The 24,103-nt window shown below is 57.9% G+C and carries 14 protein-coding genes; 6 read left to right on the top strand and 8 right to left on the bottom strand.

All coding sequences use genetic code 11. The features are described 5' to 3' along the window. Window positions 1-12: 12 nt before the first annotated feature. The 3 genes from FHW68_RS23120 to FHW68_RS23110 are packed head-to-tail and all read left to right on the top strand — an operon-like array spanning window position 13 to window position 4,180. Complete coding sequence (locus FHW68_RS23120) at window positions 13-972, top strand: cytochrome-c peroxidase (protein ID WP_183683274.1); 960 nt, start codon at window positions 13-15, stop codon at window positions 970-972. Beyond that, window positions 969-2,780, top strand: a complete 1,812-nt coding sequence (locus FHW68_RS23115) for a DAHL domain-containing protein (RefSeq protein WP_183683272.1) — start codon at window positions 969-971, stop codon at window positions 2,778-2,780. Before FHW68_RS23120 ends, FHW68_RS23115 begins: the two co-directional genes overlap by 4 nt. Further along, window positions 2,777-4,180 (top strand): ATP-binding protein, encoded by a 1,404-nt coding sequence (locus tag FHW68_RS23110; protein WP_183683270.1) that lies wholly within the window; start codon window positions 2,777-2,779, stop codon window positions 4,178-4,180. Before FHW68_RS23115 ends, FHW68_RS23110 begins: the two co-directional genes overlap by 4 nt. A gap of 329 nt (window positions 4,181-4,509) precedes the next feature. Here FHW68_RS23110 and FHW68_RS23105 read toward each other — a convergent pair whose 3' ends face one another. Genes FHW68_RS23105 through FHW68_RS23095 form a run of 3 tightly spaced genes read right to left on the bottom strand, consistent with a single transcriptional unit; the run spans window position 4,510 to window position 8,577 of the window. Continuing rightward, on the bottom strand, window positions 4,510-6,120 hold the full coding sequence (locus tag FHW68_RS23105) for a glycosyltransferase family 39 protein (RefSeq protein WP_183683268.1): 1,611 nt from the start codon (window positions 6,118-6,120) through the stop codon (window positions 4,510-4,512). A 5-nt stretch (window positions 6,121-6,125) separates the two neighbouring features. Then, window positions 6,126-7,634: a glucosyltransferase domain-containing protein gene (locus tag FHW68_RS23100; protein WP_183683266.1), complete on the bottom strand. Its 1,509-nt coding sequence runs from the start codon at window positions 7,632-7,634 to the stop codon at window positions 6,126-6,128. Window position 7,635: 1 nt separating this feature from the next. Further along, on the bottom strand, window positions 7,636-8,577 hold the full coding sequence (locus FHW68_RS23095; RefSeq protein WP_095631368.1) for a glycosyltransferase family 2 protein: 942 nt from the start codon (window positions 8,575-8,577) through the stop codon (window positions 7,636-7,638). 221 nt (window positions 8,578-8,798) lie between these two features. On the opposite strand from FHW68_RS23095, the gene FHW68_RS23090 reads away from it, so the two are divergent. After that, entirely contained in the window at window positions 8,799-9,923 is a 1,125-nt protein-coding gene (locus FHW68_RS23090) for an OpgC family protein (protein ID WP_183683264.1), read from the top strand. A 156-nt stretch (window positions 9,924-10,079) separates the two neighbouring features. Here the strand turns inward: FHW68_RS23090 and FHW68_RS23085 are convergent, their stop codons facing one another. After that, a complete protein-coding gene (locus FHW68_RS23085) occupies window positions 10,080-11,501 on the bottom strand; it encodes an amino acid permease (protein ID WP_183683262.1) in 1,422 nt (473 codons plus the stop codon). A gap of 679 nt (window positions 11,502-12,180) precedes the next feature. On the opposite strand from FHW68_RS23085, the gene FHW68_RS23080 reads away from it, so the two are divergent. Next, window positions 12,181-15,294, top strand: coding sequence for a transglycosylase domain-containing protein (locus FHW68_RS23080; protein WP_183683260.1), 3,114 nt, complete (start codon window positions 12,181-12,183; stop codon window positions 15,292-15,294). A 171-nt stretch (window positions 15,295-15,465) separates the two neighbouring features. Beyond that, window positions 15,466-20,133, top strand: coding sequence for a dermonecrotic toxin domain-containing protein (locus tag FHW68_RS23075; RefSeq protein WP_260296789.1), 4,668 nt, complete (start codon window positions 15,466-15,468; stop codon window positions 20,131-20,133). A 58-nt stretch (window positions 20,134-20,191) separates the two neighbouring features. Here FHW68_RS23075 and FHW68_RS23070 read toward each other — a convergent pair whose 3' ends face one another. Genes FHW68_RS23070 through FHW68_RS23055 form a run of 4 tightly spaced genes read right to left on the bottom strand, consistent with a single transcriptional unit; the run spans window position 20,192 to window position 24,103 of the window. Beyond that, window positions 20,192-21,448: a hypothetical protein gene (locus FHW68_RS23070; RefSeq protein WP_095631363.1), complete on the bottom strand. Its 1,257-nt coding sequence runs from the start codon at window positions 21,446-21,448 to the stop codon at window positions 20,192-20,194. A gap of 36 nt (window positions 21,449-21,484) precedes the next feature. Beyond that, a complete protein-coding gene (locus FHW68_RS23065) occupies window positions 21,485-21,979 on the bottom strand; it encodes a CS1 type fimbrial major subunit (RefSeq protein WP_095631362.1) in 495 nt (164 codons plus the stop codon). Between the two features lie 16 nt (window positions 21,980-21,995). Then, window positions 21,996-22,742 (bottom strand): pilus assembly protein, encoded by a 747-nt coding sequence (locus FHW68_RS23060; protein ID WP_095631361.1) that lies wholly within the window; start codon window positions 22,740-22,742, stop codon window positions 21,996-21,998. Between the two features lie 59 nt (window positions 22,743-22,801). Further along, on the bottom strand, window positions 22,802-24,103 hold the full coding sequence (locus FHW68_RS23055; protein WP_260296786.1) for a hypothetical protein: 1,302 nt from the start codon (window positions 24,101-24,103) through the stop codon (window positions 22,802-22,804).

Genomic DNA, 24,103 nt, shown 5'->3' with positions numbered 1-24,103 from the left:
AGGAATAACAAGATGTCGCGCTCCTTCTACTACCTGCTCCTGATGGCTTTGACCGGTTTTTGTCTGATAGCCAATGGCGAACTATTGAACGGCCCGCTCAAACCCCTGCCCCCTGTCCCCCCGCAAAATCCTTTACAAGTGGAGCTCGGTCGCCAGTTGTTCAATGAGCCGCGTCTGTCAGTCAATAACAGCTTGTCCTGCGCCAGTTGCCATCGTCTGGAAATCGGCGGCGCCGACGACAAGGCATTTTCCATCGGCTTCAACGGCGTGCCTCTGGCGATCAATACCCCCAGTGTGTTCAACGCCAGCCTGAATTTCCGGCAATTCTGGAATGGCCGCGCCGACACCCTGGAACACCAGGTCCATGAAGTGGTGCAAAGCCCCAATGAAATGGGCAGTCATTGGGAGCATGTCGTCAAGACGCTGGCCGCCGACCCGACTTACAAAAGCGCATTCGCCAAGGCCTACCCGGACGGCGTGACCATGAACAATGTGCAAAATGCGCTGGCCACTTACGAGCGCACGCTACTCAGCGCCAACTCGCGTTTCGACCAATACCTGATGGGCAACACCGAGATTCTCACCATCGAGGAGAAATACGGCTACCAACGCTTTCAGGAGTACGGCTGCATTGCCTGCCATCAAGGGGTGAACATCGGCGGCAACATGTTCCAGAAATTCGGCGTCATGGGCGATTACTTCGAGGTTCGAGGCAATCCCACCGAAGCCGATCTGGGCCGCTATCTGGTCACCAAGGCTGAAGAAGACCGCAACGTGTTCAAGGTTCCGAGCCTGCGTAACGTCGCCGTCACCGCACCGTACTTTCACGACGGCTCGGCCAAGACCCTCGAAGAAGCGGTGGACGTGATGTTCAAGTTCCAGCTTGGTCGCGTGCCCTCTGACAAGGACAAGACCTTGATCATCAAATTCCTCAAGACCCTGACCGGTGAGTGGGGAGGCAAATCCTTATGAAAACGTACCACCGTCGCAACCTTTTACTGCTCAGTGGCGTGGCTGTGTTGCTGGCCTCGACACTGCTGTTTCTGTACCTCAAATCAAGCTCCGACCAGACCTCGACATACGCTGAGTCCCGGGACCTGATTGGCCGGATCAAACAGTTCAACGCGCAATGGGAAACCGAGATCCTCAAGTCCAGGATTGCCATCAGTCACAACTACGACCCATTGGTTGCACCGCTGACCGAGATGACACACCTGTGGCAGCGGTTCGAGACGATGGAGTCCGGCCATGGGCGCAACGACTCGCCCACCTGGCGCGCCAGCCGTGAGGCCTATCACACCGCCATCAAGGAAAAAACCCGACTGGTGGAGCAGTTCAAATCGCACAACGCGGTGCTGCGTAACTCACTGGCGTTTTTGCCCACCGCCGAAGACGACATCCAGCAACCGCTGACCCAACTGCTCGACGAAGACAAACTGCAACTACAGAACATCGCCACCGACACCTACGACTTGCTCCTCAGCAGCCTGGAATTCGCCCAGGTCACCTCCGACGACAAAGCGGCCGATATCCTGGTCGGGTTGAACAAACTGCGGGTGAACAAGGAACGATTACCGGAGCAGTTTCATAGCCCGATCGATGTCTTGAGCAATCACATCGCGCTGATCCTGCGGGAACAACCCGTGGTCAACCGGCTGCTGGAAAACATCGAAGCCGTTCCCGTGGCCGCACGGCTGGACGACATGACGGCGCTGCTGAACAAGGACCAGCAGCAAACCGATGCAGCCAACCGGCGCTACCACCTCTACATGCTGGTATTTTCGACGCTGCTGGTGATGGTGCTGGTGTATCTGGCCATTCGCTTGATGCGCAGCTTCGGGGAGATCAATCGGGTCAACAAGGAGCTGCAAACTGCCAACGACGTCCTCGAACAACGGGTCGAGGAGCGCACCCGCGAACTCAAGGATACCCAGAGCGAACTGCTCGACACCGCTCGCCAGGCCGGCATGGCTGAAATCGCCACTAACGTGCTGCACAACGTCGGCAACGTGCTCAACAGCGTGAACATCTCCACCGACCTGGTCACCCGCAAGCTGCGTAACAGCAAGACCCAGGGACTGGGCAAGGCGATGCAGCTGATCAATGCCCATCAGGATGATCTGGGCGCCTTCCTGACCCAGGACGAGAAAGGAAAACTGCTGCCCGGTTACCTGAATCAACTGGTGGATGCCATTGCCCTTGAACAACAAGGCATGGCCGATGAACTCGGGCAACTGAGCAAAAGCGTCGATCACATCAAGGACATCGTCGCCACCCAGCAATCCTACGCAGGTGCCAACAGCCTGATGGAGCCGTTGCACATCAGCGAACTGCTGGAAGACGCCCTGCGGATGAACGCCGGCGCCCTGACCCGGCATCACGTCACGGTGGTCAAGGAGTACGGCGACGTACCGCAAGTAATGGGCGACAAACACCGGTTGTTGCTGATCCTGATCAACCTGATCAGCAACGCCAAATACGCCATGACCGACCTCAGCAACCGCCCGCGGCAAATGACTCTTGGGGTGAAGGTCGTCGAGGACACGATCCTGCAAATCAGCGTCAAGGATGACGGCGAAGGCATCAAGCCGGAGAACATGACGCGGATCTTTGCCCATGGCTTTACCACCCGCAAGGAAGGTCACGGCTTCGGCCTGCACAGCTGTGCCCTGGCCGCCATCGAGATGAACGGCCATCTCACCGCCCACAGCGACGGACCGGGCAAAGGTGCCCTGTTCACTTTGCAGATCCCGTTGAAACCCGTCATGGAGGAAGCATGAGCGATCTTTCAAACCGACGCATTCTGCTGATCGACGACACCCCATCCATCCATGAAGATTTTCGCAAGATCCTCACCCCGACATCAGCGCAGCATGCAGAGCTGGACGAAATGGAAGCCGCGCTGTTCGGCAGCGAAGTGAAACCCGCCAACCTGCTGTTCGAGCTGGATTCGGCCTATGGCGGTCAGGAGGGGCTGGGCAAACTCCTCCAGGCATTACAGGAAAACCGTCCCTATGCGCTGGCCTTCGTCGACATGCGCATGCCCGAGGGTTGGGACGGCGCGCAGACCATCGAACACCTGTGGGAAAAAGATCCGTTGCTGCAAGTGGTGGTGTGTACCGCCTATTCCGACTATTCCTGGGACGAACTGCTGGAACGCTTGCACGCCCATGACCGCCTGCTGATTCTGAAAAAACCGTTCGACAACATTGAAGTCCAGCAGATGGCCAACACCCTGCTCACCAAATGGGAAATGACCGAGCGGGCGTCTGTTCAGATGAGCCATCTGGAGCATCTGGTGGATCAGCGCACGGCCCAGTTCAAGCAAGCCAGCGAGGCGTTGCAGCGGGAAATCGACGAGCGTAAACAGCTTGAATCGCAATTGGTGCAGTCGGAAAAACTCGCTTCGCTGGGGCAACTGGCGGCGGGCGTCGCCCACGAAATCAATAATCCCATCGGCTTCATTTCCTCCAACCTCGGCGCCCTCGATGGCTACTTCAAACAACTGCAGGACATGCTCGATGCCTATCGGGAGGCGGAAAGCGCCATTGCCTCAAGCGAGGTCATCGAGCAACTCGGCAAGTTGCGTGAACGGGTGGAACTGGACTTTCTGCGCGAAGACATTCCGCTGCTGATCAAGGAATCCAAGGAAGGCATCGGCCGCGTCGGGCAGATCGTCAAAGACCTGAAGGACTTCTCCCGCGTCGACTCCAATCAGGAGTGGCAGTGGACCAATCTGCAACAAGGCATCGAGTCGACCTTGAACATCGTGGCCAATGAACTCAAGTACAAGGCCGATGTGGTGAAGGAGTTTCAACAACTGCCCGACATCGAATGCCTGCCCTCGCAAATCAATCAGGTCATCATGAACCTGATCGTCAACGCGTCTCAGGCGATAGGACCGGAACGGGGCACCATCACGCTACGCACGGGCCTTGAAGGTGAAAAGGTGTCGATCGAGATCGCGGACACAGGATCAGGCATTGAACCGGACAACCTGCAGAAAATATTCGACCCCTTCTACACCACCAAACCGGTGGGCCAGGGGACCGGACTGGGGTTGTCCCTGTCCTATGGCATCGTGAAAAAACACCAGGGCGATATTTCGGTACGTAGCGAAGTCGGGGTGGGCACCACGTTTCGGGTTGAGTTACCGGTGCGGCAATCCTGGCCAGCCTAAACACGCTCCTACCCGGTTGCTCCAATATTGCCATCGCCCGTAAGCTGGAAATCTCTGTTGTCCGCAGGAGATCTCTGTGGCGAGGGGGCTTGCCCCCGTTCGGCTGCGAAGGAGTCGTAAAACCTGCAAAGGAGATCTGTCAGGACGTATGCAGTGAGTCGTTTGGGACTGCTGCGCAGTCCAACGGGGGCAAGCCCCCTCGCCACAAAAGCCTGCATGCCACTGCCTACCATTACTGAGTCCGCCCCCAAGGAAACCATTTGGGCTTGTCCCTCCTGAGCCGCTACGCCCTTTTCCAAGTGACCCGCCGTAAGGTCTGGTGCCGCAGATTAATCATTACCAGGCGAAGGATTGTATTGTTGTGTTGATGGATGCGTTGTGACGTCAACCTCAAGGGGCGTTGACGCTTGCCCCCGAATAAACAAACGGGCTTCGCTGTCCCCTTCCTTTAGCACCTGCACCTGCTTCCAGTGCCTGGGGAACAGGGCGTCGTGTTCAGGACGAGCGTAACCCGTTACCCACCAGATCCGCTTGGCTGTCAGTTGCAAGGTGGAAAAATCGTCGAAGAGAATGGAACGCAAATGACGAGGAATGAGTGCCCAGCCACCGTATTCGGCGCTTCCCCACAAGCGGCCTGTCGGTGGTTTGAAGACGTATAACTTCGGCTGAATGCCTGTGGGGTTGTAGTACGTGAACGGCAAGTACCAATAGAGGTTATCCACAACGATTTCGTCACCCGGACGGACTTCGCGGCCAAGCCCTGCGACCACGGCGTCGAGTTTTGCGTCTTTGCGAATGCTTGTCCCGTTCATTTCATCGGTTTGTGCGTAGACCGCCGAAAGCCCGTGTACTTCTGCCAATAACACCAACGCCATGGCGACAGCGGCCAGAATGGCATGGCGTTGGCTCAGTGCGTCCAGGGCGAGCGCAACGATCAGGGGCAACGCGGCAGCCGCGAACACCAGGTACCTGGCGTTGAAGACCGGCACGATCAGCGACACCAGAAACACGCTCAACACAGGCACAAAAAAATAACTCACCAGCAAGACATTGAAAGGTCGCGGCTGGCGTGACTTGAGTAGCACCGCCGCGGCGCAAACAACGATCAACGCCGAGGACAACACACGCCATAAGGTTGAATAACTGGCCGAATCGCCCATCATCACCAGTTGCCAAACGAAGGTCAGCGCTGTTTGCCAAGTGAGCGGCGGAATCCACTCAAGCCCGTCCATTCGCAATAACTGATCGATGAAATGAGGAATCCACGGCAGGTACAACACGACGATTGCGCTGTTGACCATGACCCACGCACGAAACGTTATTGCCTTGGGCCGACCGTTCTCTCGCGCTCGCCACCAACAAAGCCAATGCACCAGAACGCACAGTGCGGCGAAGTAGTGCGTGTAGAAAGCAGCCGACATCAGCAGCACGTAAAAAACCGGATAACGTTTTTGAGCCGGTGCCTTGAGCCAGCACACCAGCGCCACGGTCGCGCCCATCAGCCAGAAGCCGAGCAAGGTGTACATGCGCACTTCCTGGCTATAACGCACCGACATCGGCAGCAACGCCAACAACACGGCGGCAATCCAGGTGGCCTTTCGCGTCGTCACCAGACTCATCAATTTGATGCACAGCAACAGCGTGCCGACATCCGCCAATGCACTCAGGGATCGCGCAGCCAACACGCCATTGCCGAACAGCACCATCCAGAAATGCAGCAAGACATAGTAAAGCGGCGGATGAACATCCCGTGCCGTCGTAGCCCAGATGTACGCAGGCGAGCCTTCAGCCAGCAGGATGCTGTAGGCCTCGTCGTACCAGATGACCGGCACGGTGATGGAATGAAACCTTGCGAACAACGCGAGGACGATCACCGCCACCAGACCTGCCCTGTCGGCCATCCGGGCTGGAAAACGTTCGGGAGGGATCGAGGTAATCATCAGGCTCACCACTGCAGCGTGGTGATCGGGGTCGGCTCTTTCATGACGATGAAACCGTAATCGCCCAGCAGATAGATGCGATAGAACTTGCTCTCCACCAGCGGTGGATAACCCTGATAACCGACCAGGGTTGCGTTGCGCCGCTCCCTCTCGGCGACCACATTGGTGATGCCCGCCTTCGGCAGGTTTTCGGCCAGCATGAAGAAGTTGATGTTCAGCAGATATTGCAAGACCGGCATCTGCTTGAACGACCCCGCGGCCCCCACCAACCAGTGATCGGAATAATTTACCGCCAGGTAAATGCGCTTGGCCTGGTGCAGTTGCCGATGGGCCGCAATGTCATGCGCCAGGGAAAACAACGCGCTGGACGCAAAAGTGTTCTGCACCGTCAGCACGCGGCCATAGGCATAAGACAACGAAAGCATGGCCAACAGCGGCACTGCCAACAGCAGCGGCAGCCGCTCATGGATGGGCGCCAGCGCCAGATGGCTCAAATAGAACAACAGCACCAGCAACACCGCGAACCCCATCAAGGTTCTGGCGCCTTCATTGAAGTCGCGGAAAAACAGCGCAACCCCCGACACCAGTAACGTCACGACCGGCACGGTTAGCACACACACCAGGCCCATCACGATTTTTCTCAGCCCCGACTCCTGGCGTTCCATCACGTTGCCGGCCAACCGTACGCTGCCCGCCAGAGCACACAACAGCAGCACGGCGAACACCCAGGTAAATCCACCGTGAAACAGCAGCGCGACTTTTTCCAGCACCCGGCCGATGTTGATTTCAAGTTGCAGCAAGGGCGCTGCTGCCCAGTTGAGCAACAAGGCGCGATCCTGATTCATGTAGGGGTAAGCCGTGACGCTGTAGATCAACCCGCCGAGCCCTGCCTGGGCGAGTTTCCAGCCGATCAATTCGTACCATTGCCGCCAGGCCCATTTGTCATTCGCACCCCTGAGCAGTTCCAGGCAACACAGACCCAGAAACACATTCAGGCTCACCTGATAGAGCCCCAGCGCCAGCGCAATCAGGAAGGCCGGCACCAGCCATTGCAAAATGCGCGAGGGGTGACGAAAAGTGATCGCATAAATCACTGCCACCAGGCCCATGGCGATGGCAGGCCCGTCGTATTGATACGACAGGTTTTGCAAAAAAAACGGGTTGTACCAGAGCGGCAACAGTACCAGGCAGCAAGATAGCGTCGGCCGTGGGTAGTAATGGAACGTCAGGCTGGTCAACGCAAAAGCCATGGCCAGCGTGGCGATCAACAGCGGCAATGGAAAGATGTTCGGTGCGCCATCGCTGAACGTCAGCAGGTTATAGAACAGCTCGGTGAACAACCGTCCCTGCCCGGCCCAAGCCGTACCGGCCGACAGCGAACGCCAGTTGTCATCGATGTAGGGATAGTCCGCGAGGATCAGCGCAATGACATACACCAGCGTCGCGATCAAAAAAAACAGCCAGACCCGACGACGCCCGAGCTCTTTGCTGAAAAAGTCGCTCAGCCGGCCCATGCTAAAGCCCGGTCCGGTCTTTGCCGCCAATGACGTCTTTGACCACATAACGCGGCCGATGCTTGGCTTCGATGTAGATGCGGCCGACGTACTCACCGAGGATGCCGATACCGATCAATTGGACGCCGCCGAGAAACAGAATGGCCGTCATCAGCGAGGGATAACCGGGGACATTGTTACCGAAGAAAATCTTGTCCAGCACCATGTACACCGCGTACAGCACCGCGAAGATCGAAATGCCGCCACCGATATAAGTCCACAATCGCAACGGCACCGTGCTGAACGAGGTAATGCCTTCCAGCGCCAGGTTCCACAGTTTCCAGCCATTGAACTTGCTGCGTCCCGCCACTCGCCGGGCCCGCTCATATTCCACCACTGCCGTGGTGAATCCGGCCCAGGAAAGAACGCCCTTCATGAACAACTGGTGCTCGGGAAGCGCACGAATCACATTGACCACCTTGCGGTCCATGAGCCGGAAATCCCCGACGTTTTCTTCGATCCGGGTGTACGAAATCCTGTTCAGCAAATGATAGAAAAGCGATGCGCTGTGACGTTTCAGATAACTGTCACTGTCACGATTACGGCGTTTGGCGAGCACCACATCAGCGCCCTTCTGCCACTCGGCAATCAACTGCGGGATGACGCTGATCGGATCCTGCAGGTCCACGTCCATGGGAATCACCGCATCGCCGGTGGCGTATTCCAGGCCGGCAAACAACGCCGGTTCCTTGCCGAAGTTGCGGGAAAAGTTGATCAGCAATACCAGATCATCGACCTGTGCCAGCGCCTTGGCCTGCTCAGCCGTCCGGTCGGTACTGCCGTCATTGATGAACACGATCTCGACTTCACAGGGGTCAAGTTTCAATTCGCGACGCACCGCCTGGTAGAACAGATTGATCGCCTGCTCTTCATTGAATACCGGGACAATCAGCGAAACTTTCACGTTTCACACTCCTGAAAAACGAAGTGTAGATGTTGGACAGACCGCCATCAGGGGGCGTTCTGGGCGCGAACGGCCCGGCAGACCGACGGACACGCCGTCGCGATCCGTTCGCTATAGACCCCTGAGACATTCGGTAATATCCAGCCTTTTGCAATTGCCGACGAATCACGCCACCCTGCGCGCCGCTCGCCCCTACTCAACCGGTTCAAGAGCCCGCCATCATGACGTTTGAACGCGACCACCGAATCGACTTTTTTCGCGGCTTGGCCTTGATCTTCATCTTTTGGGATCACGTGCCACAGAACCCGTTCGCGCAGTTCACGGTGCGTAATTTCGGGTTCAGCGATGCGGCAGAAATTTTTGTGTTCCTGGCCGGGTACGCGGCCGTGCTGGCCTACGGCAAAATCGCCCGGCGCGACGGTTTCCTGATCGCCACGGTAAAAATCCTGCGACGCGCCTGGCTGCTTTATGTGGTGCATATCTTTTTGCTGGCGCTGCTGATGGGTATCGTTTTTTTTGCCAACAGCCACGTGGAAACCCGTGACCTGGTGCAGGAAATGGGCTTGCAGTACTTTCTCAACAATCCGCAACAGGCATTGATGGATGAGCTGTTGCTGCGCTTCAAACCGAACCTGACGGACCCGCTACCGCTGTATATTTTGTTGCTGCTCGGACTGCCGCTGGTGCTGCCAATGCTGCTGCGCAAGCCTGGATACGTGGTGGGATTGTCGGTGGTGGTGTATTTGCTGGCGCCATGGCTTCAGTGGAACCTGGCGGGCACCGACGGTGGCGTGTGGTTTTTCAACCCGATGGCCTGGCAACTGCTGTTTATTCTCGGCGGCGCGGCGGCGATTCACGGGCAAAGGCCTGGGGCGCCGCAACCTCGACCGCTGACCCGGCAGCCGGTTTTTATCGCCGCGCTAACCTATCTGATGGTCACCGGGCTGATTGCGGTGTCATGGAAATGGCCGGCCATGCATGAAGCCTTCATGCCCCAGACACTCGCCGAATGGCTTTATCCGATCAGCAAGACCAACCTCTCGCCGGTACGCCTGCTACATTTCCTCGCCCTCGCCTACGTCACCGCCAGGTTGTTGCCCGACAACGGCTGGACGCAACACTGGCTCGCGCGGCAAAGCTGTCGCATGGGCCGTTATTCGCTGGAAGTGTTTTGTTTCGGCGTGCTGCTGGCGCCGTTGGCGGACATGCTCAACGCCTTGGGCGCGAATGCCCTGACGATGCAGGTATTCAGCGCAATGTTGGGGGTCGGGCTGATGATGCTGCTGGGGGCCTGGCTGGATTTCAACAAGCGGTTGAATCGCTCGATTGTGGTGTCGGCGGCTTAAGATCAAAAGATCGCAGCCTCGTTGCACTCGACAGCTCCTACAGGGTGTACACCATCCCAATGTAGGAGCTGCCGAAGGCTGCGATCTTTTGATCTTCCAAAACGCAAAAGCCCCGGTCATCCAAACCGGGGCATTTGTATTTCTGGCGTTACAGACTCAAGAAGCCGAACGCACCGCACCTTGCGACACATTGGTCGGTTGCAGCTTGAACAGGTAGAACAACACCGTCAGCAGCATCAGGAAAGCAGGCCCGACATACAGCGCCACGCGAGTATCCGGGAAGTACGCCATCAGGCCGACCACCAGCACCAGAAACGCCAGCGCCAGATAAGAACTGACCGGGTACAGCCACATGCGGTATTTCAGGCCGGCACGTTCGCTGGCGCTCAGGCCTTGGCGGAACTTGAGCTGGGCCAGCAGGATCATCGCCCAGGTCCAGATCGCGCCGAAGGTGGCAATCGCGGTGACCCAGACGAAGACTTTCTCTGGCACCAGATAGTTAAGCAATACGCCCAGCAGCAAAGCACCGATCGACAGCAGCAAGGCGCGACGCGGCACGCCATTGCTCGAGGTCTTGGCGAAACCGGCCGGGGCCTGGCCGTTCTGCGCCAGGCTGTAGAGCATGCGCCCGGTGCTGAAGATGCCGCCGTTGCAGGACGACAGCGCCGCAGTGATCACCACGAAGTTAATGATGCCGGCGGCGGTCTTGATGCCCAGGCGCTCGAAGGTCATCACAAACGGGCTGCCCTGGGTGCCGATTTCGTTCCACGGGTAGATCGACAGGATCACGAACAAGGCGCCGACGTAGAACAGCAGAATCCGCCAGAACACCGAGCCGATCGCATCGGGAATGGTCTTCTGCGGGTTCTTGGCTTCACCGGCGGTCAGGCCAATCATCTCGACGCCCAGGTAGGCGAACATCACCATTTGCAAGGACATCAACACGCCTTGCACACCGTTGGGCATGAAGCCGCCGTGGGCCCAGAGATTGGAGATTCCCAGGGCGACGCCGTCGTTGCCGAAACCGAATGCGATCACGCCAATGCCGCCGACCACCATCGCAATGATGGTGACGATCTTGATCAGGGCGAACCAGAACTCGAACTCACCGAAGGCCTTCACCGCGATCAGGTTGATCGAACCCATGCTGATCAAGGCCGCCAGCGCCCAGATCCAGCGCGGCACGTCGGGGAACCAGACGCCCATGTACACCGCCACCGCAGTGATTTCCGCGACGCAGGTCACCAGCCACAGGAACCAGTAGTTCCAGCCGGTCAGAAAACCTGCCAACGGGCCGAGATAGTCTTGAGCGTAACGGCTGAACGAGCCGGCGACCGGGTTATGTACAGCCATCTCGCCGAGGGCGCGCATGATGACCAGGATCGCCAGACCGCCAATGATGTAGGAGAGCATGATGGCCGGTCCGGCCATTTCGATGGCCTTGGCCGAACCCAGGAACAGGCCGACGCCGATACAGGCACCGAGCGCCATCAAGCGAATATGCCGTTCGCCGAGTTCGCGTTTAAGCGGGCCGCCCTGAGCGGTTTCGCCGTGAGGCAGGTGATTGCCGACTGGCATAAGTACAACCTCGTCTTGTTATTGGATATGACCACCGAGTGTCGAGGCGCCGACCGATAAGCCAGTGCCTGTTGATACCGGGCCTGCCTCGTGGGCAGACACGTCTTGCAGGACAAACCTGCAAGATCAGCGGGACGCGCAGTATAAAAAGCTTCCAGCAGGATTTTTCACTCTATAAACCACAACATTCAGCCATAACTCGCGGCGAAAGCGCGGTTTACGGAGGGGCATTACCTACCTTATGCAGGATTATTCGCCACTGAAACGGCGCCGAGTATTGCACGGCAATGGTGCATCGTCATGCCTCTACTTCGGCAGCATTTACCGCCTTGATGCGTCTGGCCCAGCTGTTTCAGACAATCACCCCTTGCGGTGAAGGAGCTGAGTCTGGAGCGGGGACATGGTGCTGCTGTGGCAAGGGCGCTGTTGTGTGGCAAGAGAGCTGCTGTGTGGCAAGAGAGCTGTTGTGCAGCAAGAGAGCTGTTGTGCAGCAAGAGAGCTGCTGTGTGGCAAGAGAGCTGCTGTGGCGAGGGGACTTGCCCCCTCGCCACAACAGCCCCCTTGCCACAAGAAATGGTGTGTACTCGATATTTGGTTGTTCACTATTTCCTCACCAACGCCAACCACCGTCTAAGCTTCAAGCAAGTCCGATCAATCTGCGTGAATGGATCAGTCGACTATGGGCGCTTTGTGGCAAACCGATTCGAGTAAAACCGTGGTTCCGACTGAACGAGTGGATGAAGCGCCTTTACCTGAGAAACCCCGTCGCTCCCGGCACGGCTGGGGGGCTTTCTGGTTGCTGTTGCTGATTATCCTGATTGTCCTGGGCCTCGCCGCGGCCAAGGAAATGCGCACTTCCAAGTTTCAGGCCCGGGAAATCAGCCAATACGCCGCCTCGCTGAAGTACGAGCTGAAACCCGGGCCCAGCGATGCGATTCGTTACCCTGGCGCAGGCCCGTTCGATCAGCGCTTGGGTTACAGCGCCATGGACGAGTTTCTACCGCGCCTGCTCAAGCGCGATTACGTCATAGCAGCACAAACCCGCTTTTCCCCCGCGCTGATGGACTACACCGACAAGGGTTTTTTTGTGCCCTATGCCGAAAAAATCCAGGCTGGGCTGTCGATCACCGATTGCCGCGCGGCCCCGCTGTACCAGTTCAAGTACCCCCAGCAACTCTATTCAAGCTTTGCCGCGATCCCGCCGGTCGTGGTCAGCAGCCTGCTGTTTATTGAAAACCGTTTTTTGCTCGATCCCCGTCAGCCTCAAGCCAACCCCGCCGTGGACTGGCCGCGGTTCGGCAAGGCGGCGTGGTCCCAGGTGGCCAAGCTGTTGGGCCTGCCCGGTCAGTCGGCAGGCGGCAGTACGCTGGCCACGCAACTTGAGAAATATCGGCATTCGCCCGATGGCTTGACGGTGTCGGGCGCGGAAAAGATCCGCCAGATGATTTCCGCCAGCGTGCGCGCCTATCAGGCGGGGCCGGAGACCCTGCAGGCGCGACAAAACGTGATTCGCGACTACCTCAACAGTGTTCCGCTGTCGGCGGTACCGGGCCATGGTGAAGTGCATGGCATGGCCGAAGGCCTGCGCGTCTGGTACGGCGCCGACTTCAACAAGGCCAACGAACGGCTGGCCAGCACCGACACCGACCCGCAAAGCCTGTCGGAAAAAGGCCTGGCCCTGCGCGAAATGCTGTCACTGATGATTGCCCAGCGCCGCCCTTCCCATTACTTGACCAAGGGCCGTGATGAATTGGCCAGCCTCACCGACAGCCATATTCGCCTGCTGTCGCAAAACGGCGTGATCGATGCGCCACTCGCCACGGCGGCATTGGCCAGTAAAGTGATTTATCGCGACTGGGCCACCCAGCCCACTATCCAGCCCATCGAGACCAACAAAGGCATCAGTGTGGCGCGCAGCCGCCTGGCCGGTTTGCTCAATCGTCCACTGTATGATCTCGACCGCCTCGACCTGTCCGCCACCAGCACCTTGCAAGGCGAACTGCAAACCGAGGCCACCGCGTACCTCAAGCATCTGGCCGATCCCGCTTATGCAGCGGAAATCGGCCTGATCGGCGAACGCCTGCTCACCCCCACCAACACCGCGCAGGTGCGCTACAGCTTCACCCTGTTCGAACTGACGCCGGACGGTTCGCGCGTGCGGGTGCAAACCGACAGCACCGACCAGCCATTCGACATCAATGAAGGCAGCAAACTGGAACTGGGCTCCACCGCAAAAATGCGCGTGCTCACCACCTACCTGCAGATCATGGCCGAACTGCACGATCGCTACGCCAGCATGAGCGTCGCCGAACTGAAAAAAACCGAAGTCGCCGACCCGGATCGTCTGTCCCGCTGGGCCGTCGATTACATGATTCAGAACACCGACCGCAGCCTGCCGAAAATGCTCGGCGCCGCGCTGGATCGCAAATACTCCGCCAGCCCTGGCGAGGCCTTTTTCACCGGCGGTGGACTGCACACGTTCGTTAACTTTCGCAAAGAAGACAACGGCCGCCTGCCGACCCTGCGCGATGCGCTGCGCGAGTCGATCAACCTGCCGTTCATTCGGCTGATGCGTGACCTGGTGCGCTACAGCACCTACGCGGGCCCCAACAGCAGCGCCGAATTGCTCAAGGACGACCGTGACCCACGGCGTCAGGAATACCTGGCCTCATTCGCCGACAGAGAAGGCACTTCATTTCTGTTGAAGTTCTGGAAGAAATATCGCAACAAAGACACCCAGGCGCGGCTCGAGACCTTTCTCCATGGCATGCGCCCGACGCCGATTCGCATGGCCGCCGTGCATCGTTATCTATTCCCCCAGGCCGACCAGGAAGACTTCAATACCTTCGTACGCTCACACCTCAAAGGCGCCAAGCTCACAGAAAAACTGACCGATGAACGCCTCGAACGCCTCTACCTGAGTTACGGCCCTGGCAGTTACGACCTGCCGGATCAAGGCTTCATCGCCAAGGTTCACCCGCTGGATCTGTGGCTGATCGGCTACTTGTTGAACAACCCCGACGCCAAGTTCAGCCAAATTGTCAAAGCCAGCCAGTTCGAACGCCAGGAGGTTTACAGCTGGCTATTCAAAAGCCGTCACAAGGGCGCCCGCGACAGCCGCATCCGCACCATGCTGGAGATCGAAGCGTTCCTCGACATCCACCAGCGCTGGCAGAAAGTCGGCTATCCGTTCGACCATCTGGTGCCATCGCTGGCCACTGCGATCGGCAGTTCGGGCGATCGCCCCGCTGCGCTGGCTGAATTGATCGGCACCATTCTCAACGATGGTGTGCGGATGCCGACATTGCGTATCGACAGCCTGCACTTCGCGGCAGATACGCCCTATGAAACCCGCCTGGTCAACAATCCGATGGTTGGCAAACGAGTGATGCCTTCGGAAGTGGCCGCCGCGATGCGCGAAGCCCTCTCGCAGGTGGTGGACGCCGGCACGGCCAAGCGCCTGGCCGGCAGCTTCAAACTGGCCGATGGCACCCCGTTGGCCATGGGGGGCAAGACCGGCACCGGCGATAACCGCATTGAGGCCATCGGCTCCGGCGGGCGGATTCTCAGCTCCAAATCGATCAACCGCACGGCAACGTTCGTGTTCTATATCGGCGACAAGCATTTCGGCACCCTCACCGCCTATGTTCCCGGTCGCACGGCGGAGAATTTCAAATTCACCTCGGCGTTGCCCGCGCAGGTGCTCAAGGGCATGGCGCCGATTCTGTCGCCCTATCTGCAACCGGGCACCCAGACGTTGTGCCAGGGAACGGTGACAACGGCTGTGCGCTAAGCCGGATCAACCCAGTGACCCGGCGTGGCGGTATCCATCTATTTTTCACTCTTCAATTTTGAGTGCGAAGTGCATTGGCGACCGCCATTTCCTCCCGGTATTTGAACTTTTTTTTGGCAGCCCCGTTACCTAGGCTGATCGTCCCAGCAATGATCAATGGACGATCCAGACATGCCTACTGCGCCACCCTCCCAACCCAGCAAAAGTGTTCATCACCAAGTCATCAAAAACGCCATCCCGCCGTGGCTGGCAAACGCCTCGGCACATCGCGTCAATGCCCTGAAAAATGTCCGACTGACGCTGCCCGAGTGGCACCGGAACGCCCCGGCGGCCGCTCACCAACAGCTTCAGAACGCCGTCAGACAACATTGGCTCGCCCAGAACAACGTGGATCGGATGCTCAGCGGCCTGCAGGATGCGTACGCCTTCGCCGAGCCCTTGCTGCAAAAAGCCTTGAAGGACCGGTTCGGTATAGAAGATGAGGTCAAGGACATCTGGCTGCATCTGTATGCACCCATAAAGGGGGCCTGGTGGGTGCGTGACTTCGCATCCGCCACACGAAGCCGAACCGTGTCTTTGCTCGATGCGGCGCTGCACAACTTTGCCAGCGGCGAAACATTCCATGCAGATTCGGACTTCATCACCCGGCCCGACGCCCGGGGCCATTTCACTACCCAACATTTTCAGCCACAGGTGACGGTCGAACAGTTCCAGGCGCTCTGTCGTGAACTGGACATCGGCGCTCAATATGAACGGCATTTAAAATCGTTTTTACAGCCGGCCGATGCCTTTGCCAGAAACGTGTTGCGCCATAAAGTCATCGACAGCCAGAAAAAAAACCTGGCTGCCGCCGCCAGCATGGCGGTGATGAAAAAAGATATCGGAGCACAAGCCCACCGCGTGATTCAGGGCATGCTTGATGCGCGCAAGCATCTTCAATGGCATGGCAAGCCCGTTCATTACTACAGCCTGAGCATGATGGACGCCGCGCTGACCGGTATTGTGGTGATCGCCCCCGATGTGCTGACGGCGACCACTGCCACACCGTTGATTGCCTATGTCCCCCACGATCCCGAACACCCGCTCAAGGAATATTCCTCGGGGCTGGCATTCATGACCGAACTGACCCGCCAACTGCGCGATGGCTCGACGACAGAAACCGCCGCCGCCGATAACTACCAGGCGTTCTTCAGTCAGTTTGTTGCGCAACATCAGCGCGGCCATTTCTTCGCCCGGCTCAATGACCGGCTAAGCAAGGTGAAATGGCAGCAGGCACCTCCCGGCGGCAGCCTGCCCAGTTGGCGGGAAACACCGGTGGATAATCCGAACCTGCAATTCAGCCTTACCAGAATCGAAGACGATCGTGAGACCCGCTATACCGGTGATCTCTGGGCGTATGTCTACCAGCGCAAACTCAACAAGATTTTCAACGATGCCCGGGAAATCGCGATTTCCACCGCCTACGCCGATCGCATGGCCCGTTGGGCGTGGTGGGACAACCTGGAAAAAATGCTCTCGGACATTCTCAATGTCGCGTTGCTGGTGGTCACGCCGTTCGTGCCCTATCTGGGCGAACTGATGCTGGCCTACACGGCGTTTCAATTGACCGAAAGTGTGTTCGAAGGCGTTCTCGACCTGGCTCAGGGCCGCTTGGCCGAAGCCGGGGAGCAAGCCATTGGCGTGCTGGAAAGCGTGGTTCAACTGGGCGCATTCGCCGCTGGCGTAAAAATCGGCAGCAGCGCCGGTTTGCGCCTCTCGCCATTTGTCGAGAGCCTCAAGCCGGTACAGATGGGCGATGGCCAGACCAAGCTGTGGAACCCCGATCTGTCGGCTTATCAACAGCCGGACCTTGCCTTGTTCAATGGCGCCAAGCCTGATCAATTGGGCATTTACCGGCATGAAGGCAAACAGTTGGTGCAGTTGGACAGTCAATTGTTCGAAGTGGAACAAGACCCCGCCACCGGACACCATCGCATCCTGCATCCGCAACGCGTCGACGCCTACGCACCGACGTTGCGGCACAACGGCCACGGAGCCTGGGTCAGCGAAACCGAACATCCGCGCCAGTGGGAAGGTTCGACGCTGATGCGGCGTCTCGGTCATGCCGCCGACGACTTCAGTGATTCACAACTGGAACAGCTGCGTCAGATCAGTGGCACGGATGAAGCTGTATTGCGCAGAATGCATGTAAAAAATGCCCCCCCTCCGCCGCTCCTGACCGACACCTTGCAACGCCTCGCACCGTCTGCCCAGAATGTCATTGCGGCGCCGCCTTCCGATATCGCCGGGCTGCTCAAAGATTTCCCCGAACTCCCCGCCAGCGTTTCGGAAAAAATCCTGGCCGGCGCCACCGCCGTTGAACATCAGCAGATCGCACAGCACCATCGTCTGCCGCTGCGCCTGAAAACCCAGGCACGGGAGCTGCAGTTCGAGACGCAATCGGTCCGGGCCGCCCAAGGCCTGTACGGCGATACCCGGAGCAACATCGATACCGAACGCCTGGTGCTGGGAGCCCTGCGTATTCACTCCGACACATTCGCTGACTTGCGCATCGAAATCCGTCAGGGGACGCTCGATGGAGCGCTTCGTTGCAGCGCTGGCGCCGAAGACGCGACGCACGTGCGGGTACTGATTCGCGACGACTCGGGAAATTACCAGCTGGGTGATGCGTCGAATCCGCGGCGTGATGAAGCCGTTGGCCTGTTGGAAGCCATCCTCCTGGCCACGCAAAACAATGGGCGAAATGCCTTGGGCTATAAACCGGGTGATGTCGAGTTCTTCAGGCAATGGATGATTGCCAAGAGCGCTGCCCCCGCTGAGCGTCGAAGCGTTCTTGCCACGCCGCCGATTCGCGCCGTTGTCGAGCATGAAACGATGTTCCTGGTGCGCGGAGGAGCCCTCAGCCGGGGCGGCGAAACCCTGCAGGAGCGCATTCAGGATCTGCACCCCGACTTCAGCGCCAACGAGGTCGAGGCCTTTGCCAATGCCTTGATCGCAAAAGGCGAACCACTGCAGGCTATTGAACAACAGGAAAACGATTTCGATGAACTGCGCGTAATCCTTAACCGTTGGGAATACCAGCAACCGCAGACCTGGGGCCCTGGTAGCCAGGGCTTTCGCGAAAAAGGGGGGCGGCATATCGCCGAACGCCTGATCGAATGCTTCGAACGCAAGAATACCGAATTGGGTACGCGTACCGATCCGGACAGGTATTCGCTCGACCTGTCTCGGGAATTGCTGTCACTGGATTTGCAGACCTGGTGGTCGAAACGCCCCGAGCTGAAGAAGTTTCTCGACAAGATTACTGTGCTGAAACTCGATAACACCCGATTTTCCAGCGAGTCGAATGGCCTGTTGAAGGACTTCCCGAACCTGCGCGAACTCAGTGCCAAAGCCTGTGAGCTGACACGTCTGCCCAAAAGTATCGGTTCCATGCACAGACTTGAACGCTTGAGGCTGAGCGACAACCAGATTGTGCTGGATGCGCCGGCGGTGCAGCAGCTGAAAAACCTGACGTACCTGGAAATCCTCAGACTCGAAAACAACCCGTTGGCCTTGCCGCCGCATATTGGTCGCATGCCGCGATTGAAGGTGGTGACGCTGCGCAACACCGGGCTTGCCACCTGGCCGGAGGGAGTGCTTGCCAAAGCCCGTCCTCGCGGGTTTTTCCTGGATTTGCGCGATAACCCCATCATCCAGATGCCTGACGTTGTTCCCGGCTCGTCACAAGCGGCAATCGTGGCCCGCACGCGGCTGAGTATCGAACGCCTGACAGAACCCGACTTGTTGCACTATCAAACGCTGCGTCGTTCCGTGGGGTTGCCGCCCGAATCTGTCGCCCCTTCAGCCAGGGCGAATCCACCGCTGATCATTTCCAACAATTACGAGGCGCACTGGCGCGCTGTGCCGGGTTGGGGAGTTGATCGCAACATTCTATTGTCGGAACTGATGGATGAACCCCATGCCGAACGCTTCGTGGCCACGTTGCTCGATGCTCAGTACTCTGCCGACTTTCTGGCCGGCGGTGAAGCCCGGACGAACCTGTTGCAGCGGGTATGGCGGGTGATGGATGCCGTTCATATCGACACTCGCCTGCGGGAAAAACTGTTCATCATGGCCATCGACCCGGTCCGCTGCGCCGACGCCGGCGCGCAGTTGTTCAACAACATGGGCATAGAGGTACTGGCCTCCGAGGCCTATTCCTTTTCCATTGGCGCCGAGCAACTGGAGCAAAAACTGGTCACCCTGGCCAAAGGTGCCGCCCACCTGGAAATGGTCAATGACATTGCCCGGGCCGACATGGCCAGCCGTCCCGGCACCCCGGACGAAGTCGAAGTCTACCTGGCTTACCAGACCGGCCTGGCCCGGCGCTTGAATCTGCCATGGCAATCGGAGCACATGCTGTTCCGGGAAGTGTCAGGTGTCAGCGACGCGATGATCGATCAAGCCTATGACACGGTTCTGGCGCTGGCCGAAGGCGACGGTCTGGTGGACCGGATGCTGGAGCAGGCGTTTTGGGAAAACTACTTGCTTGAACGCTATCCCGTAAGGATGGAAACCAATAAGCGGCGATTCCAGAACAAGAGCGCGCAGCTCGATGATTTGCAAACCGCGCAACGGCAATGGGCCGACAAAACCCTCACTGAATTGCAGCGTCGCGATCTGAAAAACCGGCTGACAACATTGATGGACGGATTCTCGATCCGTGAAACAGAAGTATTCATCGATGAGCCGCTGGGTGATGAAATCATCAACCGCTTGCTGGTCGATCTGGGGAATGACGAAAAAGAACTGGCCAGAAGCCTGACTCGCGCAGCGTTGAGCCGAGCCGCCTCGTAAAACCTTGACTCGCCTGCCCGGCCGCACGGTCAGGCGAGTTGCCAACACCCACGCGTCTTCAGACTTCCGAGTCCCAGATCACCGTGACCCTGCCCGAATAACGGCCGCCCATGCCTGGCAGCAACATGAATTCCATCACGTACTTTGGAACTTCGAAATGCAGAACCCCGGGTGTATTGTCCACATAAAAAGCGGGTTGCAAGTGGAGCGCGTTGGCTTGCCCGGTTCGCAGTCGCCGCCGCTTGACGGGTTGGCCGGCAAGGTCGTTCAAGCCATTGGGCAGACTGACACTGACCTGCAATTCGACGCCACCTCCTGTGTGCGGATTGATGATCTGGCAGTCGGTGACTATCCCCGGCGTTTCACATTCCAGTTGCATCTTGAAGCGCGAAGAAGCCGAGATGTTGAACGTCTGATCACGGAATAAACTCACCGGACGGCGCCCGGCCTGTAGCCAACTTTGCCAGCCGCCGGCCGGAACCAACTGAACTTTTTCACCCCCGGGCGGAATATCGACTTTCAGGATGTGCTGCACATCCAGCACGAAATCCAGGGTCAGGTCCGGATCGTTCGGAATCATGACATCACCGAAATCGAAATCGCCTCCCGGCCCAAGGCGATAACTCAAACTACCGGTATAGAGCCCTGAGAACATGCCTAGCGGATTAGGGGTACGCAGTTCGTAGGCAAAGTCCAGGTAACCGTAGGTCATGCCAGGAATTGTAAAGTTGGCGGTCTTGACGCAAGGGGTTTCATTCGGGGTTTTCCAGAAAAAGGCGTAAGTGCTCGCCCCGTAAAAACCAACGCCCGTGGTTTCGCAAGGCGGCGCAGAATTTACCCAGCCATAACCTTTCCATAGCCTGTTGTGCCCCTCCTGTGCGTTCGAGGCGCCAGTCAGGCTGGCCGCCGTATCACTCAACACATAATTGGAGCCAATGCCGGCAATACGCACTTCGACCGTTTCCATACGTCCTGTCTCTGCGTTCGTGACTGTCAACCTGCGCCAGTTCCCCGGTACCTTGAACATGGCACTGTTACGCGGATCGGCGCCCGCTTGCATGGCCTTGTTCGACTCGAGCCGCGTCATCAAACGCAGACTGAAGGTGTTGCTGGCGCGACAGATATCCGGGTAGTACTCGCAATAACCACTTTCCGGGGTCTTGTTCACGAATTCATTACGTAGCGGGTTAGCAGGATCCGGCGTGAAAAGCGCCCGGATCTCCTGGGTTGCCGCCTCTGCCGAGGGTGCGATGGCCAGCAGCGCCAACAACCGGCCATGGCGCAGCCATCCCCGAAGTGAAGTCTTGAGGTTCATGGTTTGCTCTATGAAAGTTGTTCAGATGAGATAGGGTCAGGGGGCTGCAGCACTGAAAACCAGGTGGACAGTGCCGTAGTAATGACCCGGTTTGTACCCACCTGCCGGAATTTTTGGCTGGATCTCCAGCGCAAAACGCCCGCCTGCCCGCGCCTGAAACCCCGTCACCACCTCTCGGGGTTGTGGGTCATGGCTCAGTTCCTGGCCATTGAAGCTGACACGCAAATAGATGTTCTGGTCCTCATGCCCATTGGAAAGATACGGCTCACTTTCCAGACGGGCCTCAATGGCACTGGTGTCGTGTTTGACGTCGAAGTTTTTGCGCAATCCGCCTAACGTCGATGTGCCGGGATTCCATTGCAGTTGCTGCTCAAGGTGTATCCAGTTCGATTCAGCAGGTATCACGTAGAACCCCAACGTCGGAATATCCACGGACACTTCGAAGGTGTGCTCCTCCCGCGCCGCGAAGACCGACGCGCTGATCAACATCAGAACACCGATGCTCCATGTGAAGACCGATTGCTTGCTCATGTCAGATCCCTGTTGATCATTGCTTGCTGGCGATGCGCAGCGTTTTTTTCTCGCTACCCTCGACCAGATTGAAGCGGTACTCGCGGCCCGGTTTCTTCTCGAACTCGAAACTCTTGCCCGCCAGAACATGGTGCTTGGTGGTCGGCTCGCAATCGGTTTCGACTTTTTTCGAGCAGTTACGAAACTCGTCGATCACCACCACGGTGTTGCCGTTGTTGCGCAAGCGATAACGCTCGGGGCTGTCATCGATCACACTATTGAAACGTGCCTGGCTCGGGCGAACGAAGAACACTGTGCCGAACCCGGTCATGACGTTGACGCCGGCAGAAAGGTTCTTTTTGTACTCGTCGCGGTCCTCCGTGGACACGGCAAACTCGTCTTCCTTTTCCGGCACCACCGGCACGAACCGCACGCGGAAATAGCGCTCGGTGTCGCGATTGCCCATGTGCAGCAGACGCACGCCTTGCATGCCATTGGCCGGTACGATCAAGCGTGCGGGGCTGGCCATCAAACCATCACGGCTGCTCGCATCCGCCTGGGTCTTGACCGGCACTTCACGTGAGCTGCCATCGGCGTCATAAACGATTTCAAGGATGTTGACCTTGACGAACGCGGTGCTGTCGCCGCTGTTGAACACACGCTTGAGGTACGTGCTCTTGTCGCCATCCAGATAGTCGTAAACCGTGCCGACGTTGATTTGCGGTCCGGCCTGAAGGCTCAGGGACAATCCGCTCAATCCCATCAACAGCAACAGACGTCTCATACCTTTGAACCTCTTTGCGTTGAACACAACTCTCTTCCTCACAAACGCTGCAGCACCCATCAGACTTCGGAATCCCAGATCACCGTGACGCTGCCCGAATAAGGGCTTTGCACCTTTTCGCTCAACATCCATTCCACTTCCTCCTTGGGCACTTCAAAGTGCAGAACGCCTGGCGCACGGTCCACATAGAAGCCGGGTTGAAATATTTGCGCGCCAGTCGGTCCTGCCCGTAATCGCCGACGCTTGACCGGTTGCCCCGCCTGGTCCGTCAAGCCGTTGGGCAGACTGACACTGATCTGCAACTCGACAGGCCGCCTGCCTATTGCGTCCTCGATAACGCATTCGAGGGTTGCCCAGGACTCACACTCGACATACATCTTGAAGCGCGACGACGCCGAGATATGGAAGGTCTGGTCGCGGAACAGGCTCACGGGGTTGCGTCCTGCGTGTAACCAACTCTGCCAACCGCCCGCCGGGGTCAGCCGGACTTTTTCGCCGCCGGGAGGAATGTCGACCTTGAGGGTGTGCTGAACGTCCAAAATGAAATTAATCGACAAACTGTCATCGCTGGGCAACATGATGTCGCCCATGTCGAAATCGCGCCCAGGGCCGACACCATAGGTGTAAGTGCCGACATACCGTCCGGTTTCCATTTTCAGCGGATCAGGCGTTCGAAGTTCGTAACCGATTTGCAAGGCGTTATAGCGCAGACTTTCAATTCGATAAGCGGCTTTAGGCGCGCAGACGCTGCCTGGCCTGGTCAGCCAAAAGAATGATCGCCAGGTAGGTTCGACATACATGCCGCCGGTATAAGCGCAGGGACTTGGTGGAAAGGTCCAGTTATAGCCACTCCACAGCATTTCGTGCGCCAATGAATTATTAGCCGGCGCCCCTTCGCCAATGATGTTCTGGACGGTGTCAGGCAAGTGATATCGAGCGCCAATTGATGCAATCCGCACTTCAAGCGTCGACCGTGCACCACTCGTCTCATGAACAACTTGCAGGGGCCGCCAATCGGTCGGAGGGTTGAACATTGCCCCCTTGCGCCTATCACTGTGTCCGGCTTCTATCGGAGCGATTGAATTGAATTCGATCGGAACCAAAATACTGAAAATGGACAACTGGTCACAAAAAACAGGGTAAGCGGCGCAGTGCCCGGAATACGGTGTTGTATTTGTAAATTCATTGCGCATCGGGTTGGCAGGGTCAGGCTTGAACAAGGCTGTTACCTCGATTGATGCCGCGCGTGCTGGCACTGAGGTCGATAGAATCAGCAGCCACGCGATGCAGCCCGACAAGAACAGCCCAATTGCATTGCAAGCGCTCAGCCTTATCCCTTTGTGCAAGAAAAAATAATTCAT

Origin of the sequence: Pseudomonas sp. Tn43, from assembly GCF_014192635.1 — a bacterium.
Lineage (GTDB): Bacteria > Pseudomonadota > Gammaproteobacteria > Pseudomonadales > Pseudomonadaceae > Aquipseudomonas.
This window is presented reverse-complemented; position numbering and strand designations above follow the sequence as displayed.

Coding starts and splice junctions, on each gene's coding strand:
- FHW68_RS23120 (WP_183683274.1), top strand. CDS start 13: ATGTCGCGCTCCTTCTACTACCTGCTCCTGATGGCTTTGACCGGTTTT.
- FHW68_RS23115 (WP_183683272.1), top strand. CDS start 969: ATGAAAACGTACCACCGTCGCAACCTTTTACTGCTCAGTGGCGTGGCT.
- FHW68_RS23110 (WP_183683270.1), top strand. CDS start 2,777: ATGAGCGATCTTTCAAACCGACGCATTCTGCTGATCGACGACACCCCA.
- FHW68_RS23105 (WP_183683268.1), bottom strand. CDS start 6,120: ATGATTACCTCGATCCCTCCCGAACGTTTTCCAGCCCGGATGGCCGAC.
- FHW68_RS23100 (WP_183683266.1), bottom strand. CDS start 7,634: ATGGGCCGGCTGAGCGACTTTTTCAGCAAAGAGCTCGGGCGTCGTCGG.
- FHW68_RS23090 (WP_183683264.1), top strand. CDS start 8,799: ATGACGTTTGAACGCGACCACCGAATCGACTTTTTTCGCGGCTTGGCC.
- FHW68_RS23085 (WP_183683262.1), bottom strand. CDS start 11,501: ATGCCAGTCGGCAATCACCTGCCTCACGGCGAAACCGCTCAGGGCGGC.
- FHW68_RS23080 (WP_183683260.1), top strand. CDS start 12,181: ATGGGCGCTTTGTGGCAAACCGATTCGAGTAAAACCGTGGTTCCGACT.
- FHW68_RS23075 (WP_260296789.1), top strand. CDS start 15,466: ATGCCTACTGCGCCACCCTCCCAACCCAGCAAAAGTGTTCATCACCAA.
- FHW68_RS23070 (WP_095631363.1), bottom strand. CDS start 21,448: ATGAACCTCAAGACTTCACTTCGGGGATGGCTGCGCCATGGCCGGTTG.
- FHW68_RS23065 (WP_095631362.1), bottom strand. CDS start 21,979: ATGAGCAAGCAATCGGTCTTCACATGGAGCATCGGTGTTCTGATGTTG.
- FHW68_RS23060 (WP_095631361.1), bottom strand. CDS start 22,742: ATGAGACGTCTGTTGCTGTTGATGGGATTGAGCGGATTGTCCCTGAGC.
- FHW68_RS23055 (WP_260296786.1), bottom strand. CDS start 24,103: ATGAATTATTTTTTCTTGCACAAAGGGATAAGGCTGAGCGCTTGCAAT.